We start from the raw sequence: 18,687 nt of genomic DNA, 5'->3' as shown, positions 1-18,687 counted from the left end.
AGCTTGGATGCGTTAAAAAACGAATGGAATTCATTTTATGATTACATTACAGGTCCTGAAGTATGGTTGGTTGTTGGACAAAAATTTGCGACGATTATACTCATACTCTTCTTATCCTTTATCATTATTCGATTAGGGAAAAAAATAATTCATAATGTATTTCGTAAAAGGAAAAGAGGACCTTTTCAAATAAGTGAACGACGAGAAAATACACTTGTGAAATTGCTGGAAAATACGCTGACGTATGCCGTATATTTTGGTGCTGCAATTATGGTGTTACAAAATATAGGTATCAATGTATCCGCAATGCTTGCCGGAGCAGGTATTGCAGGGCTCGCCATAGGCTTTGGAGCACAGAACCTTGTTAAAGATGTTATTACTGGATTCTTCATTATATTTGAAGACCAATTTTCAGTTGGGGATTACATTCAAACTGCCAATTCAGAAGGCTTTGTGGAAGAAATCGGCTTACGCACTACAAAAATCAAGCATTGGACAGGCAAGTTGCATATTATACCAAATGGGAGTATAGAAGAAGTAACAAACTATTCCATCCATAATAGTATAGCCATAGTCGATGTAAGCATTTCCTACGAAGGAGATATTGCGAAAGGGGAAGAAACGATTGAGGAGTTATTAACCGAGCTTCCCGAGCGATACCAGGAAATTGTAAGCATGCCTGAGTTATTAGGTGTACAAAACCTTGGATCATCAGACGTAGTATTACGTGTTATAGCTGAAACTCAACCGATGATGCATTGGCATATAGCGCGCATGATTCGCAAAGAGCTTAAAAATCGAATGGACGAGCGGGGCATTGAAATCCCATTCCCTAGACTTGTCATGTATAGTCGAACAGAAGAAACGGAACAATTGGATTCCTATAAAGAAGGGAGTGTAGAACGGTGACTGAACAAACGTATAATATAAATGATATTGTTCAAATGAAAAAAGCTCACCCTTGTGGTGAAAATCGCTGGAGAATTATCCGTTTAGGCATGGATATTAGAATAAAATGCGAAGGATGCGGTCATAGTGTTCTTATTCCTCGTAGGCGATTTGAATCCAAAATGAAAAAAGTGTTAGAAAGAGCAGAGGAAGAATAGATGGTTTAATTGTTCCTCATGAAACACAATTTATATTATGAAGCATAAAGATTAAATTACTTTAAGCTTATTGTCTTGTAATTTTTTGAAAACAAGGGGACATCTTTCCCTTGTTTTTCTATTCTCTTAGCTTGTCAATTTAGTTAACTGTAACTATAATTGGAATGACTGCGAAACGTTTATTTAGAGGAAATCTTTAAGGAGTGTAACTATTTATGTCTCTTACAGCTGGAATTGTAGGTCTACCTAACGTAGGGAAATCAACATTGTTTAATGCAATTACACAAGCTGGTGCAGAATCGGCGAACTACCCATTCTGTACGATAGATCCGAATGTTGGCATTGTAGAAGTGCCAGATAGTCGTCTAGACACACTAACAGATCTTGTGAAACCGAAAAAAACCATCCCAACAGCATTTGAATTCACTGATATTGCTGGTATTGTGAAAGGCGCAAGTAAAGGAGAAGGACTAGGAAACCAATTTCTTTCTCACATTCGCCAAGTTGATGCCATTTGTCACGTGGTTCGTTGCTTCCAAGATGATAATATTACGCACGTATCCGGTGGAGTAGATCCAATTGGCGATATCGAAACCATTAACCTTGAGCTTATTTTAGCCGACCTAGAGTCTGTTAATAAACGCATTGAGCGTGTTCAAAAAATGGTCCGCCAAAAAGATAAAGAAGCGATGGCTGAACACGAAGTACTAGTGAAATTACAAGAAGCGCTTGAAAATGAAACTCCAGCACGAGCACTTGAATTCACGGATGATCAAGCTAAGATTGTAAAAGGACTTCATTTACTAACATCTAAACCAATTTTATATGTAGCAAACGTTGGAGAAGATGAAATTGCTGACCCTAGTGGCAACGAGAATGTACAAGCTGTACGTGAATTTGCTGCGAATGAAGGTGCACAAGTCATTGTTGTTTGTGCAAAAATCGAATCTGAAATTGCTGAACTTGAAGGGGAAGAAAAGGAAGAATTTCTTGATGATTTAGGCATTGCAGAGTCTGGATTAGATCAGCTTATTAAAGCAACTTATAATCTTCTAGGACTAGCAACCTATTTCACAGCTGGTGAACAAGAAGTAAGAGCGTGGACATTTAAAGAGGGAATGACCGCCCCTCAAGCTGCTGGAATTATTCATAGTGATTTCGAACGTGGCTTTATTCGCGCTGAGACCGTAGCGTATGATGACCTAGTTAATGCCGGTAAAATGTCAGTTGCAAAAGAGCAAGGTAATGTTCGATTAGAAGGTAAAGAGTATCTTGTAAAAGATGGAGATGTCATTCATTTCCGATTTAATGTATAGCGTGTACAGGAATCCTATTGTATTTTCTTGTCGAGTTTGATATAATACAACATTGTGAGTAATCGAAACGAATTACTCCTTGCCCTGAGAAGGGCCGTAAGTCCAAAAGGAGGTGAAGACGGATGAGAAATTATGAAATCATGTATATCATCCGCCCAAACATTGATGAGGAATCTCAGAAATCAGTAGTTGAGCGTTTTAATAATGTTCTTACTGAAAATGGTGCGGAGATCAAAGAAACCAAAGACATGGGCAAGCGTCGTCTTGCATACGAAATCAACGATTTCCGTGATGGTTTCTACGTGGTAATTAAATTCCAAGGTGATCGTGAAGCAATCAACGAATTCGACCGCCTGGCTAAGTATTCCGACGATATTATGCGTCATATCGCTGTACGCGAAGATGATCAATAAGGAGTGGTTCTGTGTTAAATCGTGTCGTTCTTGTCGGCAGATTAACTAAGGATCCTGATTTGCGCTATACACCCAACGGAGTTGCCGTTGCGAATTTTACAATTGCTGTAAATAGACCTTTTACTAGTCAACAAGGAGGCAAAGACGCAGACTTCATTAACTGTGTTGTGTGGCGTCGAGCAGCCGAAAACCTTGCTAACTTCATGAAAAAAGGTAGTATGGTAGGCGTTGATGGACGCTTGCAAAGCCGTAGTTTTGATAACTCAGAAGGAAAAAGAGTATTTGTTACAGAAGTTGTTGCTGATAGTGTACAATTCTTGGAAACGAAAGGCTCTTCTTCAGGTGGCGCAGGTTCACAAGGATACCAGCAGTCTAATCAGAACCAAAATTATTCGAACAATCAAAACAACCAAAATAACCAATCCAACCAAGAGGACCCATTCTCAGACAATGGGGAACCGATTGATATATCTGATGACGATTTACCGTTTTAATTAAATATAAAGGAGGTCATACCCTATGGCTCGTCGTGGTCGCGCGAAACGTAGAAAAGTGTGTTATTTCACAGCGAATGGAATTACACACATTGATTACAAAGATGTAGAACTTCTAAAGCGTTTTGTTTCTGAACGTGGAAAGATTCTTCCTCGTCGTGTAACAGGAACTTCTGCAAAATATCAACGTAAACTTACAAGAGCGATTAAACGTGCACGTCAAATGGCATTATTGCCTTACGTGAACGATTAATAGGTAGCTTGTAAGAATAGGAAAAGCACAGCATTTAGCGCTGTGCTTTTTTCATAACGTCAAAAAGCAGTTTCTACTCATAATTAGAAGAGTTTTATGGAAGAACATGGCTTCCTTGTGAAATAAGGAGTCGTGTTCTTTCATCATGTTCATTAATATATCTGTTACGTTACCTTGAGAAATGACTATTTTCTATGAGGGATGGGAATTGATTAGGAAGAGCCCATTTGGTATCTTTAAACCGTAACTGATATGTACGAGTTAGAAGAGGAGAGCAGTGTACAATGAAACAATCAAATGTACTGAAAGATGGAGTTTTATATGCAGCAATCTATTTAATGATTTTAATGGCAACCGTATTTATACCTGGTATTGAAATCGTTACGCTATTTATACTCCCTCTACCGTTTGTACTTTTTGCAAGCCGTTATGGTTGGAAGGCTGCATTAGCCTTTTCTGCAGGAGCCATTTTCATATCCTTGTTTGTAGCTACCATCTACTCCTTACCCCTCACAGCAATAGCGGTCTTCGGTGGTGTAGCAGTTGGACTAGCTATCCATCAAAGAAAAAACCCATACGAAGCCTGGGCTCAAGGAGCGGTTGGCTTTGTAATTGGTATAGTAATGTTCTATCTATTATCACTTTGGTTGTTTAATATCAATTGGATAGAAGAAATAGATGGCTATATACAAGAATCAATCCAAACGTCCAAACAAATAATGGAGTCTGTAGGTAGTTCTGTTTCAGAGGAGCAATTGCAGTTACTAGAGGAACAATTCTCACAAGTCACTGTCCTATTACCAAGTTTCATGGGGATTTTTGCAGTTGGATTAGCCTTTATAACTCTTTGGTTAGGGTTTAAAATGATGAATAAACTGTTTAATGAATCATTTTATTTTCCACCAATTAGAAGCTTGTCCTTTCCGAAAGTGTTATTATGGTATTATTTAATAGCTGTAATCGCAACATGGTTTGACTTCGAACAAGGGACAATATGGAAGGAAGCAGTACAAAATGCTTATACCTTTACGGGCTTTTTTATAACGCTTCAAGGGCTATCTTTCATGTTTGCTTATGCCTATGAAAAGAAATTATCAAAGGCATTTCCGATTACTGGTGTAGTAATAACCCTACTATTACCATTCTTATTACTTTATCCTGTACGAATCTTAGGTATAATTGATTTAGGCTTTTCTTTACGAGAGCGTCTTTCAAATAAGAAAGATTGATAATTAGTTTAGGAGATGACGGTCATGCCGAATTTCTTTAAAAAACCAAAATTGAGCAGTCACTTATGGGTGATTTATACACTTTCCGTATTATTTCTAGGGCTCATCTTCTACTTCGAGTGGAAGCTCGGTTTAGTTATGACCGCATTTTTGGCTGCGTCGGTCTATTATAGTGTTCGAACAGAACAATATTTAATCAATGAAACAGAAGAATATATATCCACCCTCTCTCATCGAGTAAAAAAAGTGGGAGAAGAAGCGTTGATGGAGATGCCGATTGGGATCGTCTTATTTAGTGAGGATTTTAATATTGAATGGGCGAATCCTTATATGAATAAATTTTATCCTCAAGATACGCTTGTAGGGGAGTCTTTAAATGAAATATCGGATAAGTTAATTCCAAATATCAAAGAAGATAAAGGAGAAGTATGGATTTCCGTAGAAAATTACCAGCTTCAAACCGTCATCAAAAAAAATGAACGACTGCTTTATCTGTTTGATCGGACGAAACAGACTGAAATACAGAACCTCTATCAAAACGATCGAACCGTATTAGCCATTATATTTTTGGACAACTACGAAGAAATTACCCAAGCCATGGATGATACAGCGAAAAGTCATATCAACTCGCAGGTAACATCTATATTAAATCAATGGTCCCAAGAAAATGGAGTTTATTTAAAGCGTTCCTCGCAGGATAAATTTTTTGCAGTCATGAACCAGCAAATATTATCAAAACTAGAGCGTTCCAAATTTGATATTTTAGACGAAGTGAGAGAACTTATTTCAGATAAAAATGTTCCTCTTACGTTAAGCTTTGGTATTGGCGTCGGAGAAGCATCTTTACCTGAATTAGGGGAATTAGCTCAATCCAGTCTCGATCTAGCCTTAGGGCGTGGTGGAGACCAAGTGGCAATTAAAGATGAAAATGGTAAGGTTCGCTTTTATGGCGGGAAGACGAATCCAATGGAGAAGCGGACAAGGGTTCGTGCACGTGTTATCTCCCACGCCTTGAAGCAGTTAGTTCAAGAAGCGGACAAGGTACTTGTTATGGGACATAAGAACCCAGACATGGATTCCATTGGTGCTTGTATTGGCATATTAAAAGTAGCGCAAGCAAATGATAAAGATGGATTTGTCGTATATGACCCTGATGAAATGAATACGGGTGTGCAGCGTTTAATGGAAGAAATCCAAGAGAATGAACAACTGTATTCATGGTTTGTTTCTCCTGAAGAAGCACATGAAGTGGTCAGCAAAAATACGTTACTTGTCGTCGTTGATACCCATAAGCCTTCTCTTGTTATTGAAGAAAGGTTATTAAATAGAACCGAACACGTTGTTGTTATTGACCACCACAGGCGTGCAGAAGAGTTTATTGATGATCCAACACTTGTTTATATGGAACCATATGCCTCATCCACTGCTGAATTGGTTACAGAAATGTTAGAATACCAACCAAAGAAATTGAAGTTAAATATGCTAGAGTCAACTGCATTACTTGCTGGTATTATCGTGGATACAAAGAGCTTCACACTGAGAACGGGTTCTAGAACCTTTGATGCGGCAAGTTACTTGCGCTCAAAAGGGGCAGATACCGTACTTGTCCAGAAGTTTATGAAAGAAGACTTAGATGTCTATGTAAGGCGCAGCCGTCTCATAGAACGGGCTCAAGTATATCGTGAAGGCATTGCTATCTCCAAAGCGGAAACAGGTGAAACCTATGGACCTGTTATCATTGCTCAAGCAGCCGATACATTGCTGACAATGAGCGGAATTGTAGCATCTTTTGTTATTTCGGAACGCTCAGATGGTAGAATCGGTATAAGTGCTCGTTCGCTAGGTGATGTTAATGTCCAGGTAATTATGGAAAGCATGAATGGTGGTGGACATTTAACGAACGCCGCCACTCAATTATCCGATTCATCTATTGAAGATGCAGAAGACCAACTAAAAGAAATTATAGATGACTATTTAGAAGGGGGAACGGAATAATGAAGGTAATCTTTAATCAAGACGTTAAAGGTAAAGGTAAAAAAGGTGAAGTGAAGGATGTTTCTGAAGGGTATGCCCGCAACTATTTATTGAAGCATAACCTTGCAGTTGAGGCTACAAAAGGTAACTTAAAAGCATTAGACGCAAAGAAGAAGAAAGAAGAAGAACGGGAACAAGAAGAAGTAGACGAAGCGAAGCGTTTGAAAGAAACGCTAGCTGATATGACTGTAGAGCTACAAGCTAAATCAGGAGATAAAGGAAGCCTATTCGGTTCCATTACAAGTAAGCATATTGCCGATGAACTGAATAAGACTCACGGCATCAAAATAGACAAACGAAAAATTGAGATGGATTCTCCTATTCGTACGCTTGGTTATACGAATGTTCCTGTTAAATTACATCAAGATGTTACAGGTACAATTAAAGTCCATGTTTCAGAAAAATAATAGATCCATCCTCTGAAAAAGAAAAGGAGGAAGTGCTCTTGACTGACTTTATGAACGACCGAACACCGCCTCATAATATTGAAGCCGAGCAGGCGGTGCTCGGTGCTATTTTTTTAGAACCTCAATCGATCGCTACAGCTACAGAAGTCTTAATGCCTGATGACTTCTATCGCGCAAGTCATCAACGGATCTACGAAGCTATGGTGAGTTTATCTGAAAAAGGAGAACCTATTGATCTTGTAACGGTTACAACGGCACTTTCTAATATGAAAACGTTGGACGAGATCGGCGGGGTCTCCTATTTAAGTGATTTAGCGAACTCCGTGCCTACTGCAGCTAATATTGAATATTACACAAAAATTGTAGAAGAAAAATCTATACTCAGACGTTTAATCAAAACAGCTACAAGCATTGTGGCGAGTGGTTTCTCTGATGAGGGAGAAGTAGAATCAGTCCTAAATGACGCTGAGAAATCCATTTTAGAGGTCGCACAACGCAAGGATTCCGGTCGTTTTAAAAACATTAAAGACGTTCTGATCGAGGTGTATGATAACATTGAACAACTGCACCATCATGACGAAGAGGTGACAGGTGTTCCAACAGGATTTAGGGACCTAGATGGAATGACATCAGGATTCCAAAAAAATGATCTTATTATCATCGCAGCACGTCCTTCTGTGGGGAAAACGGCTTTTGCTTTGAATATTGCTCAAAATGTAGCTACACATACTGGAGAGAACGTAGCCATCTTCTCTCTAGAGATGGGTGCAGAGCAACTAGTAATGCGTATGCTATGTGCGGAAGGTAATATAAATGCCCAAAGTCTTCGTACAGGTCATTTAGAAACCGAGGACTGGGGAAAGCTGACCATGGCAATGGGAAGCTTGTCCAATGCAGGTATATTCATAGATGATACTCCAGGAATTAGAGTGAATGAAATTCGTTCCAAATGTCGTAGACTGAAGCAAGAGCATGGTCTTGGTATGATCTTGATTGATTACTTGCAGCTAATTCAAGGTGATGGAAATTCTAAAGAAAACAGACAACAAGAAGTTTCTGAAATTTCTAGGGCGTTAAAAGGGTTAGCCCGTGAATTAAATGTTCCACTCATCGCTCTTTCTCAGCTATCTCGTGGTGTTGAAAGTCGTCAGGATAAGCGTCCGATGATGTCAGATATACGTGAATCGGGAAGTATTGAGCAGGACGCCGATATTGTAGGTTTCCTGTATCGTGATGACTATTACGAGCAAGACTCAGAACGACAAAATATTATCGAAATTATTCTAGCAAAACAACGTAACGGTCCAGTCGGAACGGTTGAGCTTGCCTTTGTAAAAGAGTACAACAAATTCGTAGACTTGGATCATCGATATGATGAAAGTGATATCCCACCAGCTTAGCAACATCAATATAGTATCTTCAAGACTTGTTATACAGGATATAGCAGGTCTTTTTTAAAAGTAAAGAAAGCATAAGTTTCTGGCGCATACATGTCTAGCTCCAGCGCCTACCCCCTCGGGGTCTTAAGACAAGCCTCGCTGTGGCAAAAAAGCGCCACTTCGAGGCTTGTCTTAAGCCTGTCGGGGGTGACCAAGGCGCTTGCGCTTTTCTTAAGGAGTTAAAAACCGTATTATCGAACAATAAATAAGTTCATAGACTTAATGTTCGTGTTCTGCATTGACTTTTTTTACTTATCCTGATAAGCTACAAATGTTGTCAACAAAATGCTAATGTTTCAAAGGCGGAGGTGCCATATATGTCTTCAGTAGTTGTGGTTGGAACGCAATGGGGAGATGAAGGAAAAGGAAAGATTACAGATTTTTTATCACAACAGGCTAATGTCGTGGCTCGTTACCAGGGTGGAGACAATGCCGGTCATACCATTCAATTCGAAGGCGAAACGTATAAACTACATTTAATTCCTTCTGGGATTTTTTATGATGATAAGCAATGTGTCATGGGAAATGGGATGGTTATCAATCCAAAAGCATTGTTAAAAGAACTTACTTACTTACATGATCGTAATATATCAACTGATAATTTGCGCATAAGCAACCGTGCTCAAGTCATCTTACCTTATCACATAAAACTAGATGAACTACAAGAGGCGCAAAAAGGTGATCAAAAGATTGGAACAACGAAAAAAGGTATTGGTCCTGCCTATATGGATAAGGCAGCTCGCGTTGGCATTCGTATTGCTGATTTACTGGATGCTGACACATTCCGTGAGAGATTACAACAAAATGTAGCAGAGAAAAACCTTTACTTTAAACATATTTATAACGATGAAGTGATGTCTGCTGAGGAAATTTTTGAAGAATACTATAGTTATGGTCAACAACTTGCCAAATATGTTTGCGACGCATCGAAGGTATTAAATGATGCTATTGATGCTGATGAGCCTGTTTTATTTGAGGGAGCTCAGGGAGTAATGCTTGATATTGATCAAGGAACATATCCTTTCGTTACATCTTCAAATCCAACTGCAGGTGGAGTAACAGTGGGTGCAGGTGTAGGACCAACGAAAATTCACCATGTCATGGGTGTATCAAAAGCGTACACGACACGTGTTGGTGATGGCCCATTCCCTACTGAGCTACATGGTGAGGTTGGGAATCAGATACGTGAAGTTGGCCGTGAATATGGTACAACTACAGGCCGTCCACGTAGAGTGGGTTGGTTTGACACGGTAGTCGTTCGCCATGCACGTCGTGTTAGTGGTATCACTGCCCTATCGTTAAACTCAATCGATGTGCTAACAGGAATTGAAACATTAAAGATTTGTACGGCTTATATGTATAATGGTGAACTTCTAGAAGAGTTTCCTGCAAACTTGAATGAGTTGGCAAAATGTGAACCCGTTTATGAAGAAATGCCTGGATGGACAGAAGATATTACAGATGTCCGTAACTTCGAGGATTTACCGGAAAATGCTCAACATTACGTGAAGCGAGCTTCAGAATTAACAGGAATTCCACTTGCAGTATTTTCTGTAGGACCTGACCGATCCCAAACAAATGTAATGATTGATATTTACCAAACAAAATCAGTATAACGACAAAAAAAAGACTACTATGTACGTTTTACATGGTAGTCTTTTACGTTACTATGAAACTATTTAATAAAAGAATATTTGTTTTTCCAAAAAAACTATTGTAAAAAGAACAACAACATGCTAATATTATTATTGCTGTCACTTAGTAAAGCATTTCTTATTTTGGCCCGTTGGTCAAGTGGTTAAGACACTGCCCTTTCACGGCAGTAACACGGGTTCGAATCCCGTACGGGTCACTTGTTCTCATACATAAATAAAGGTCCGGTAGTTCAGTTGGTTAGAATGCCTGCCTGTCACGCAGGAGGTCGCGGGTTCGAGTCCCGTCCGGACCGCCATTTTATTAGCAAGAACGAACATCCTGAAAAAGCTTCTTACTCTCAGTAATAGGAAGCGGCATTACTATTATAAACGGCTCAGTAGCTCAGTCGGTAGAGCAACGGACTGAAAATCCGTGTGTCGGCGGTTCGATTCCGTCCTGAGCCATCCTAAATAGGAGTCACCTTCATAGGTGATTCCTATTTTTTATTGTGTAGGATTACTTTACATAAGCCTCTGTCAAAGTTTGTTGTTGATATAATATGAAATAGTTTTATGTTTTTCCATGTAAGCACCATTATGTTGAAGACTTGGATTCGAGATATTATGGGGATGAGAGATGTTTCCGTTTCTTTAAATGGAATAAAGGTGGCCGTGGAACAACTCGCGTCCTGCCGGCGAGCTGGCAAGCCTCCTCAAGCCCAAGGTCGGGGCTTTCCGGGGTCTTGCCTACCTCTTTCTCCGGCGGGAGTCTCGTCGTTCCACGGCCACCTTTGCTTTTATTGAGATGAACGGAAACATGGCCTGATTAGAGTAGGAAGTTTTCTGAATTGTAGTATCCCCGAAGCGATGAATGGTTTAGGACACACATAGTTATGCTATGCTCGCGGACATATAGTCTCTTATTCTTCGATTTGCAGGCTATTTTGCATTCGTAACGGACATTCAGTTCGCTATTTGGCCTAAATCACCTTAATGTAGTGTGTTTTTTCACAAATAAGATACCATATGTCCGCAAGCCTCTACAAAATAGGTTTTTTACAGTAAATAAGAGATTATATGTCCGTCAAAAAAAGTTCCTACGTAGAGACGAGTCCGATCGCAACATTTTAGCAGGGATGGGTGGGAAACGGGGAGACTCCCGCGGGAGAAAGAGGTAGGCGAGATCCCCTGAGGGTGCTTTTCTCGAAGGTAGCTTGAGAAGGGGAGGTTCGACTAAGACCGTCACATCGTGTGACAACGTCGAACGACCCTACGTCGTGTAGGGCCGCCCGCAGGACGCGAGCTGTTTCCCACCCATCCCTAACCCTCACTAAGCATCGGACCCACGCCCTAACCAATAATATCTCGAATCCAAGTCTTCCAGATTATACTTCTTATCTTGAATAAGACTACTATTACTAGTTAATTCCAAAATCAACACTAAACATTAACAGCCTTAAATAAAAACCTGATACTCTAGGATGTTTAGTTATTTGCAAAAACTCAAAACAAAAGTAACTTTTTACAATGTAATTGCAAATATCCATGAAAATCAGTGAGTTTTGTAGGAAATTAGTGTCAAAAAGGTAGGAAAATACTAGGTATATTGGCACCTAATGGGAAATTATTAACGTAATAAAAATGTAATAATTTCGCCTATAATCTGTAATGTATCGCTCGCAAAAAATGAAAAATTACACTAAAAGATGAATTATACAACCCCTTATTGGTTCTTTATTGGAAACAATAATACAAGTGTATTACATCGTATCTAAACCTATTTATTTTAATAACAAGAGTATGATAGATTATCTAAGTGACAATAAATTACCAAAATCGTTTTATATAGAGAGAGAAAAAAATAAACGTTATAAGGGTAAAAATGGTAGGAGGATATTGAGGATGTGGATGAAGAAACAGAAAAGTCCAGACACATCAGCTGATACCAGAAAGCCCACTCAAAGCTCCCTTTGGAAAAAGGTAGTATTGACGACTGTATTGGGAATGGGAATTACAATGGGCTCAGTTTACGCCCAAAACTTTGAAAGCCAAATTCCTACTGTGTATCATGTGTATGTCGATGGAAACCATGTCGGCACTGTCGATGATCAAAAGCTAGTTGAATCATATATAAAAGAACGAGTACAAACAGCTGAAGGGAAGCATGAAGATGTTGCCCTAACAGTTGGGGAAGATGTTTCCTATGTACCTGAAAAAATGTTCCGGCCTTCTTTTGACAACGATAGTGTTATAAATTCATTAGAAGAAGAGCTATCCATTATGGTAGATGCCACTAAACTAGAAGTTGATGGCAAAGTAGTTGGGTACACGGAAAATCAACAAGAAGCTGAGAAAGCTATCAAGAAATTAAAAACGAAATATGTACCTGAAAGCGTTCTAACCAAGCTAGAAGACCCTACATATCTAAAAGAAAAAGATTTGAAGAATGGGGATTCTACTATAGTAGACGTAAAACTTTCGGAGAAGGTTTCATATTCTAGCCAGAAAGTTAAACCAACAAAGGTCTTAACCACAGATGAACTTGTTAATTTGCTCCAAAAAGGAACAAAACAAGATAAAATTCACACTGTGAAAAAAGGTGAAGTGCTTGGTGAAATAGCGAATGACTACAATTTATCTACCCAAGATATTTTAGATTTAAACGATAATTTAAGTGAAAATGATGTCGTAAGTGTAGGACAAGAAATAAACGTCACGGATTATCAATCTTATCTTGATGTGATAGTTGTTGAAGAAAAGAAAGAAGAAAGCACAATTGAATATAAAACAGAAGTTAAAGAATCAGATGATATGTATAAAGGTGAGCAAAAAGTAAAGCAAGAAGGTTCTGATGGAACGAAAGAAACGGAATATAAGATTACCAAGAAAAATGGTAAAGTTATTCGCGAAGAAGTACTAAGTGAGACGGTTTCAAAAGAGGCTCAAAAGAAAATCATTATTAAAGGTACGAAAGTTATTCCCTCTCGTGGTACAGGTAACTTTGCATGGCCAACGGTTGGTGGAGTTCTTACTAGCAAACAAGGACCGAGATGGGGATCTTATCACAAAGGCATTGATATTGCAGGGGTAAGTGATCGTACTATTAAAGCATCAGATAATGGTAAAGTAGTAGAAGCTGGTAGGCATGGCGGATATGGCAATAAAGTTGTCATCAACCACAATAACGGCTACAAAACTATTTATGCTCATATGTCTTCTATCAAAGTAAGCGTTGGTCAAACAGTTCGGAAAGGCCAGGCTATCGGAGTGATGGGTTCAACAGGGCATTCAACAGGAACTCACTTGCATTTTGAATTGTACAAAAATGGGGAATTACAAAACCCACTAACATATGTGAATAAATAAAAGTAAGCCTCTAGCAGTTGCTAGAGGCTTTTTTACATTATTGATGAGGGATACTTTCTTCAGAAAGTGGAGAAAATTTCGGGCCCTTTCTCTTTTATTCTTCCTAGGTTGTTAGTCGTATTTTTCTATTAATTACAGCTATAGTAGAATAGAGTGAGTAAACGCATAGGTAAGAAAAAGACATTTTTCGTAAAATACGTTAGAATAAAGTATTAGTAGTATGGTTTCCGCATTACAATGAAAAAGTCCTTAATAGAGAGAGGGATCTTGATGAATTTTAAAATTTTAGTCGTAGATGATGAAAAACCTATAGCAGATATATTAAAATTTAATTTGGAAAAAGAAGGATATCAAGTGGTTTGTGCGTATGATGGGGATGAAGCAATTGAGCTTGCCTATCAAGAGCAGCCAGACCTTATTCTTCTTGACATAATGCTTCCGAATAAAGATGGCATGGAAGTATGCCGTGAAATCCGTAAGAACCACAATATGCCGATTATCATGTTGACCGCTAAGGATTCAGAAATAGATAAGGTGCTCGGTTTAGAACTTGGTGCAGATGATTATGTGACCAAGCCATTTAATAACCGTGAGCTTATTGCACGTGTTAAAGCTAATTTAAGAAGGCATCAAAATGAGCCTGAAGACCAATCAAAAGCGAGCAACGATATTAGAATAGGAAAACTTGTCATCCATCCTGATGCGTACACCGTAACGAGAGATGGCGAGCAAATTGAACTAACACACCGTGAGTTTGAATTGCTTCATTATTTAGCAAGAAGTATAGGACAAGTTATGACCAGGGAGCATCTTTTAGAAACCGTATGGGGATATGATTACTACGGCGATGTACGTACGGTTGACGTTACAGTTCGAAGACTTCGAGAAAAAATTGAGGAGAGCCCAAGTACGCCGATGTGGATTGTTACAAGACGAGGGGTCGGCTATTATTTAAGGAATCCTGAACAGGAGTAATTTTTATGAAGAAGGTTGGGTTTTTTCAATCCATACGCTTAAAACTTATTATAACCATAATCTTATTGCTCCTGTTTCCCATACAGGTCATAGGAGCATATTTTTCTCAGCAGCTTGAAGAACAGCTGTTTAGTAATTTCAGAGAATCGATTGTAAAGAACACTCAGTATTTAAACTATCAACTGGAGCAAGCTTTTGCAAAAGAGCGTAAGGAAGATGGACCTACACTGCAAGAAGATATTCAATCGATTCTATCAGAATTAAATTTTCCTGAGGAAATTACAGAATTACAAGTCATTAATAATAAAAGTCGAGTAATTGGTACAAATAATCCTTTTGACCAGAGCATAGTAGGAAAACGTTCAACACAGTCACGTGTGAATCGAACACTGTTGATTGGTCGTGCGGACGATAATGTGGTGTTTAATACAGAAACAGGAGATCGTACGCTTGTAATGACGTTTCCGATCTTCCAACAAAACAACACAGAGCAAAAAGATAATATAGTTGGAGTCATCTATCTTGAGGCTACCTTAGAGGGAGTGTACGAGCAACTTCAGGATATCAACCAAATCTTTGCGAATGGCACGTTTCTAGGTATCTCTATTTCGGCATTACTAGGTATTGTGATTGCGAGAACGATAACCAAGCCAATTACGGAAATGCGAAAGCAAGCTAAAATAATGGGTACCGGTGACTTCTCTCAAAAAGTAAATGTCTATGGTCGGGATGAGATTGGGCAATTAGCCATGTCCTTTAATGAACTTAATGATAAACTGAAGCTTTCTCAAGCCACAACAGAAGGGGAGCGGCGTAAGTTAAGCTCCGTTCTCGCTAATATGACAGAAGGTGTAATTGCTACTGACCATCGGGGCACGATTATCCTTATGAATGAGCCAGCTTCACGCCTGATAGGAAAGAGTTTTGAAAAAGTACAAGGTCAATCCTTATTAGATGTATTACACATACATGATCGTTTGGAAGATATTTCTGAAATACAGGATACGGGCTCGATAATCATTGACTTTAGTGAAGGCGATCAACAATTGCTTCTAAAAGCAAGCTTTTCAATGGTTCAATATGAAACAGAAGAAATGAATGGTTTTATAACCGTGTTGAGTGACGTAACCGAACAGGAAAAACTGGAACGTGAACGACGCGAATTTGTTGCGAACGTATCACATGAATTAAGAACTCCTTTAACGACAATGAGGAGTTATTTAGAAGCATTAACAGATGGTGCGTGGGAAGATAAAGAAATTGCCCCACGTTTCTTAGACGTGACACAAAATGAAACAGAAAGAATGATTCGACTAGTAAATGATTTATTACAGTTATCAAAAATGGATAACAAAGATTACCAGTTGAACAAGGAAAGAGTGGACTTTAATAAGTTTTTCAAACATATTATTGATCGATTTGAATTCAATAAAGAAGACCATATCCAGTTTGTTAGAAACTTACCAGACAAAGATGTATGGGTATGGGCAGATAAAGATAAGATGACCCAAGTAATGGATAATATCATCTCAAACGCCATTAAATATTCACCAGAAGGTGGTACCATTACGTTCACGGCTGAGGTTAAACCGACTCAACAGAAGCTTTACATCAAAATTGCCGATGAAGGTATGGGTATTCCGAAAGAAAATACCGAAAAAATCTTTGAACGTTTTTATCGAGTCGATAAGGCCCGATCCAGAAAACTGGGTGGTACAGGGCTAGGTTTAGCGATTTCCAGGGAAATGATTGAAGCACATGAAGGGAATATTTGGGCAGAAAGTAAAGAAGGAGAAGGTACGACCATTCTCTTCACATTACCGCTCATGAATGAACAGCGGAGGGATGACGAATGACGGTTGAACATATTAAAACAATAGTATTAAGTTCCCTCATCGCCATCAGTCTGCTGTTAACGGTCGCTATTTGGAACTATCAGCCTAATTTAGACGAGCTTGGTGATGAAAATATTATAGATGCTGCAACCAAGATTAATGGTCAACAGAAAACGATGAAAGAAATTGTGGAGCCGAAGCAGTTGATGTTTCATGAAAACAATCGTACATTTTCTCTGACATCTAGAACAGCCTCCCTTGATTTATTTGATGAAATGCGTACTTGGCCTATGACAGACTTTGAAACGTTATCGAGTAATCAAGTGGAAAGGGAATCAAAAGTGGAAGTCATTTTTCCAACTGCTGTTCCATTAAACTTATTGGGTAATACTTTATCCATTAATGAGGAAGAGAAACTTCCTGAATATAATGTAGATCGTATGTTTGTTGAGATATCCAACAATCAGTCTTCCACCTCTGTCTACTTTGTAACAGATGGTGAAGATCAAGTTGTACGAGCTGTCATTCGAAATTTTGATGTGTATAAATCATTGGATCAATATTTAGTAAACTCTTATGATCAGGTTGATTATTTAACTATCGATGAAAAGCGTGACAATCCTATTTATATTCCAGAAGGGGAAGTAACGTTGCCTGTCTATACGTACACGACTACCCCTATCAGCGTAACGCCATTGATTAATGTGTTATTTAATGACCCAAATATGGTGCGCCCAAACTCATCAACATTCGGTCAATCGTATTACACCGATTCCACTAGGCAGTTACGTATCAATCAAGATCAAAAATATATGCGTTTTGTTAATCCATCCATATCCAATGTAGGAACTCTTCCACGGCAGGAAGTCTTAAAACAAAGCCTTGATTTTGTTAATGACCACAATGGTTGGACGGATAACTATAAACTATTCAGGATTAACGACAGTGGCAGTACTATTGATTATCGAATTTTTAAGAAGGGTTACCCTGTATTTGATGACAATAACTTGAGTCTGATTCAACAGACATGGGCCGAGCAAGAACTATATGCTTATGATCGTGCAATGGTTCAATTTGCCACGCTAATTGAAAGTGAATCCCAACAAGTTACGCTCGCTTCAGGTCAAGACGTCCTCGATTATTTAAATAAATCGATGAAACAATTCCCACTTCTCATAGAGGACATTGCGATTGGATATAAGATGGAGGAAACGAATAAAGTCTCCCTCGTTTTAACTCTAAAACCTGTCTGGTATATTAAAACAGTCGGAGGCGACTGGAAGCCATTGAGCGAAGAAGGATTTAATGGGCAAGGAGGCGTTCAATAATGCAATGGGGACAAATTAAGACGTTGTTTATTGTTTGCTTCCTAATCTTAGATATTTTTTTAGCTCAACAGTTTATGCAGAAACAGAAGCAGTCTGAGTACGGTTTATTAGATGACTCAACCATTGAGGAGCAGCTGGAAGCGGAGGATATAACATTAGGTAACTTGTCCAAAGAGAGTATTAAGCAAGCTTATATTTCTGCAAAGAGGCATACCTTTTCTGTTCAAGAGCAAGAGGAACAGGAATCAACTTTAGAGAATCAAGAATATGAAGTCTTCAATGGTGATATTCTGATTTCTAGTTTTAAAGAGCCGATTCCAATGGATTTAGAAGCTCCAAAAGAAGAACTTGCGAATAAAGTGAAAGAACAAGTATTGTATGGGGATCGGTACACATTTTGGAGTTGGAACGAGAACTCACGAACATTGTTGTTCTTCCAAAATTATAAAGATAGTCCGATTTATTTTAACGAGAATGCCATTATCATAGCATTTCTAAATGAAGACGATGAGATGATTAGTTACGCTCAAACGATGCTGGACAATATTCATACGACAGGGGAAGCACAGGAATTAATCAAGCCAATTCATGCAGCGGAAACCTTATATACGCAAAATGAATTATATAGCGGTGATCAGGTATCCGGTATGAGTCTTGGTTATCATACACTCGTGCCACTTGCGAATGGTGTACAAGTGTTTTCGCCGACATGGAAAATCAACGTAAATGAGAAGCGCAATCACTTTGTAAATGCTGTGGAAGGTCAGTTGATTTCAACGGATGAAAGTCAATTTGTAAATGAAACAATAAATAAATTATCAGAGCAGATAGAATCAATAAGTTGGAGTGGAGAATAAA

At 38.7% G+C, this 18,687-nt stretch carries 16 protein-coding genes and 3 tRNA genes; all 19 read left to right on the top strand.

The window, feature by feature from the left end; genetic code table 11:
- The first annotated feature begins 3 nt into the window (after window positions 1-3).
- The 19 genes from N782_RS07735 (at window position 4) to N782_RS07645 (ending at window position 18,686) form a co-directional block, all read left to right on the top strand.
- Window positions 4-909, top strand: a complete 906-nt coding sequence (locus tag N782_RS07735) for a mechanosensitive ion channel family protein (protein WP_036818154.1) — start codon at window positions 4-6, stop codon at window positions 907-909.
- Complete coding sequence (locus N782_RS07730; RefSeq protein WP_036818152.1) at window positions 906-1,106, top strand: DUF951 domain-containing protein; 201 nt, start codon at window positions 906-908, stop codon at window positions 1,104-1,106. The genes N782_RS07735 and N782_RS07730 overlap by 4 nt, the downstream gene beginning before the upstream one ends.
- A 215-nt stretch (window positions 1,107-1,321) precedes the next feature.
- On the top strand, window positions 1,322-2,422 hold the full coding sequence (gene ychF, locus N782_RS07725) for a redox-regulated ATPase YchF (protein ID WP_036818151.1): 1,101 nt from the start codon (window positions 1,322-1,324) through the stop codon (window positions 2,420-2,422).
- A gap of 122 nt (window positions 2,423-2,544) precedes the next feature.
- A complete protein-coding gene (gene rpsF, locus N782_RS07720; RefSeq protein WP_036818149.1) occupies window positions 2,545-2,835 on the top strand; it encodes a 30S ribosomal protein S6 in 291 nt (96 codons plus the stop codon).
- Window positions 2,836-2,846: 11 nt separating this feature from the next.
- Window positions 2,847-3,329, top strand: a complete 483-nt coding sequence (ssb, locus tag N782_RS07715; protein ID WP_036818147.1) for a single-stranded DNA-binding protein — start codon at window positions 2,847-2,849, stop codon at window positions 3,327-3,329.
- A gap of 25 nt (window positions 3,330-3,354) precedes the next feature.
- A complete protein-coding gene (gene rpsR / locus N782_RS07710; RefSeq protein WP_036818145.1) occupies window positions 3,355-3,582 on the top strand; it encodes a 30S ribosomal protein S18 in 228 nt (75 codons plus the stop codon).
- Window positions 3,583-3,866: 284 nt separating this feature from the next.
- Window positions 3,867-4,811 (top strand): YybS family protein, encoded by a 945-nt coding sequence (locus tag N782_RS07705; protein ID WP_036818143.1) that lies wholly within the window; start codon window positions 3,867-3,869, stop codon window positions 4,809-4,811.
- 24 nt (window positions 4,812-4,835) lie between these two features.
- Complete coding sequence (locus N782_RS07700) at window positions 4,836-6,806, top strand: DHH family phosphoesterase (RefSeq protein ID WP_036818142.1); 1,971 nt, start codon at window positions 4,836-4,838, stop codon at window positions 6,804-6,806.
- Window positions 6,806-7,252, top strand: coding sequence for a 50S ribosomal protein L9 (gene rplI, locus N782_RS07695; protein WP_036818140.1), 447 nt, complete (start codon window positions 6,806-6,808; stop codon window positions 7,250-7,252). Before N782_RS07700 ends, rplI begins: the two co-directional genes overlap by 1 nt.
- A gap of 50 nt (window positions 7,253-7,302) precedes the next feature.
- Entirely contained in the window at window positions 7,303-8,652 is a 1,350-nt protein-coding gene (gene dnaB / locus N782_RS07690) for a replicative DNA helicase (RefSeq protein WP_420805584.1), read from the top strand.
- A gap of 356 nt (window positions 8,653-9,008) precedes the next feature.
- On the top strand, window positions 9,009-10,307 hold the full coding sequence (locus N782_RS07685; protein WP_036818136.1) for an adenylosuccinate synthase: 1,299 nt from the start codon (window positions 9,009-9,011) through the stop codon (window positions 10,305-10,307).
- A gap of 164 nt (window positions 10,308-10,471) precedes the next feature.
- Window positions 10,472-10,543, top strand: a tRNA-Glu gene (locus N782_RS07680).
- Window positions 10,544-10,565: 22 nt separating this feature from the next.
- Window positions 10,566-10,642, top strand: a tRNA-Asp gene (locus N782_RS07675).
- 75 nt (window positions 10,643-10,717) lie between these two features.
- Window positions 10,718-10,790, top strand: a tRNA-Phe gene (locus N782_RS07670).
- 1,437 nt (window positions 10,791-12,227) lie between these two features.
- Window positions 12,228-13,691: a M23 family metallopeptidase gene (locus tag N782_RS07665; protein ID WP_237582620.1), complete on the top strand. Its 1,464-nt coding sequence runs from the start codon at window positions 12,228-12,230 to the stop codon at window positions 13,689-13,691.
- 270 nt (window positions 13,692-13,961) lie between these two features.
- Complete coding sequence (gene yycF / locus N782_RS07660; protein ID WP_036818133.1) at window positions 13,962-14,666, top strand: response regulator YycF; 705 nt, start codon at window positions 13,962-13,964, stop codon at window positions 14,664-14,666.
- 5 nt (window positions 14,667-14,671) lie between these two features.
- A complete protein-coding gene (gene walK, locus N782_RS07655; RefSeq protein WP_036818131.1) occupies window positions 14,672-16,522 on the top strand; it encodes a cell wall metabolism sensor histidine kinase WalK in 1,851 nt (616 codons plus the stop codon).
- Window positions 16,519-17,829 carry a YycH family regulatory protein gene (locus tag N782_RS07650; protein ID WP_036818130.1) on the top strand — a complete coding sequence of 437 codons (1,311 nt, stop codon included), beginning with the start codon at window positions 16,519-16,521 and terminating at the stop codon, window positions 17,827-17,829. The genes walK and N782_RS07650 overlap by 4 nt, the downstream gene beginning before the upstream one ends.
- The gene (locus N782_RS07645; RefSeq protein ID WP_052111232.1) at window positions 17,829-18,686 is read left to right on the top strand and encodes a two-component system regulatory protein YycI; all 858 of its coding nucleotides are present in this window, start codon (window positions 17,829-17,831) and stop codon (window positions 18,684-18,686) included. Before N782_RS07650 ends, N782_RS07645 begins: the two co-directional genes overlap by 1 nt.
- The last annotated feature ends 1 nt before the right edge of the window (window position 18,687 follow it).

The organism is Pontibacillus yanchengensis Y32 (assembly GCF_000770635.1).
Classification (GTDB): domain Bacteria; phylum Bacillota; class Bacilli; order Bacillales; family BH030062; genus Pontibacillus; species Pontibacillus yanchengensis.
Note: the sequence above shows the minus strand (reverse complement) of the source record. Positions and strands in the feature narration are given on the sequence as shown.